At 68.5% G+C, this 1,996-nt stretch carries 1 pseudogene; it reads left to right on the forward strand.

From position 1 onward, the window contains the following. Nucleotides 1-221: 221 nt before the first annotated feature. Nucleotides 222-1,616 (forward strand): annotated as a pseudogene (locus HMPREF2883_RS15395) (IS1380 family transposase). The last annotated feature ends 380 nt before the right edge of the window (nucleotides 1,617-1,996 follow it).

Below are 1,996 nucleotides of genomic sequence, written 5' to 3' on the forward strand. Positions count from 1 at the left end.
CCGACGACGCCGAAGAAGCCCAAGGCCACTAACCACACCCGCCCGACGCCTGGTGCACGCGTTCGTAGGGTAGGTCGCCAGTTCGTACCCCTAACCCCCGAACACGCGGGCTAACCTCGGGTTTTCATTGTTGAGGTGTTGAAAGTGGGGTGAAGGTGCTCCTTTTCCTGGGATAATGCGGATTGCTTAGGTCCGTGCATGACCAGGAGAGGAGCACCTTCGTGGTGAAGAATAGCGGGTTGTACCCGTCTGTGGTGGCGGAGTCGGGGGACGTGCCTGCGGTGGGGCTGGCCGGGGCGAGGCTGCTGACCGAGACGAGCGGGGTCACGGGCCTGGGCAACGAGCTCTCGCAGGCCCTGTCTACGTGGCGGCGGCCGGGGTCGGTGCACGACCCGGGCAAGATCATCTTGGATCTGGCGGTGTGCGTGGCCCTGGGCGGCCGGTGCCTGTCGGACCTTTCGCTGCTGCGATGCGACAAGGAGGTCTTCGGGCCGGTGGCCTCCGACCCCACAGTCTGTCGGCTGGTGGGGACCCTGGCCGACCACGTCGAGGCGGTCGAGGCCGCCGTGAACCGGGCCCGCAGGACAGTGCGGCAGCGGGCGTGGGCCCTGGCCGGAGCGGACGCCCCCACGGCTGGTGTCTCGGCGGCCCACCCGTTGGTGATCGACGTCGACGCCACCTTGGTTAATGTGCACTTAAGACAAAGAGGGTGCGGCCCCGACCTTCAAGAAGGGGTTCGGCTACCACCCCCTGACCGCCTGGATCGACCACGGAACCGGCCAAGGTGGGGGTGAGTGCGCGGCGATCATGCTGCGGCCCGGAAACGCGGGATCGAACACCGCCGCCGACCACGTCGAGATCATCCGCCGAGCCCTGGACCAGGCCGGACTGGGGCCCCGGCCCGGGCGGCGGGTGCTGGTGCGCATCGACGGGGCCGGAGGCACGAAGGAGACCACCTGAGTTCCTGGCCCGCCGCCCGGGTGTCCTACAGTGTGGGGTTCACCCTGCCGGACCACACGCCGCAGATCCACGGGCACCATCCCCGAGGCCGCCTGGACCCCCGCGTACAACACTGACGGTGAGCCCAGGCAGGGTGCGGACGTCGCTGAGACCCGCCGACCTGCTGGACCTGACCGCTTGGCCCAAGGGGATGCGGGTGATCCTGCGCCGCGAGCTACCCCACCAGGGCGCCCAGCTGCGCTTCGAGGACGTGGGCGGCTACCGGCTGACCGCCTTCGCCACCAACACAAAAGTGGGCCAGCTCGCCGACCTCGAGGTCCGCCACCGGCTACGGGCCCGCTGCGAGGACCGCATCCGCTGCGCGAAAGACACCGGACTTGACCGCTTCCCCTTGCAGGGGTTCGACCAGAACCGTATCTGGTGCCTGATCGTGGCCCTGGCCCGCCGGCCTGCTGGCCTTCTCCCAGCTGCTCGCCCTGGCCGACGCCCCCGCCCGCGCCTGGGAGCCCCGCACGATCCGCCTGCGCCTGATGGCCATCCCCGCCGTCATCGCCCGCCACGCCCGCCGCACCGTCCTGCGCTACAAGGCCGACCACCCCTGGACCGACCTCCTGCTTGCCGGGCTCGGGCACCTCCAGGCACTCCCCGCCCCGTAGACACGCGGAACTCATGGTTTTGCCGCCGACGGCTCGGAAGCCGTTAGACCCCGCCCCGTAGACACGCGGAACTCATCTCCTGCCCGCCACGATCCTGAAGGAACAACCCTGGCCCCTGGAAAGGCCCGACCACCGCGAGGCGACACGCGGCAGACCGCCACACCCAACCGGCATAATCAACCCCACGACACCGGCAACGACGCCACCCACACCCCACTCAACCAACCAATGAAAGATCGAGGCTAACCTACGAACGCACCAGTCGCAGACAGGCGTTGCGGCCACGCGACATAGGACGTCAACGGTTAATCGCAGCCCTTCCCTCAGCTATCCAGCAGAGAGCAAACGCGCTCAACCCCCTTACTCGACGCGATCTCCTG

Source organism: Actinomyces sp. HMSC075C01, assembly GCF_001812965.1.
GTDB classification, from domain to species: Bacteria; Actinomycetota; Actinomycetes; order Actinomycetales; family Actinomycetaceae; genus Actinomyces; species Actinomyces acetigenes.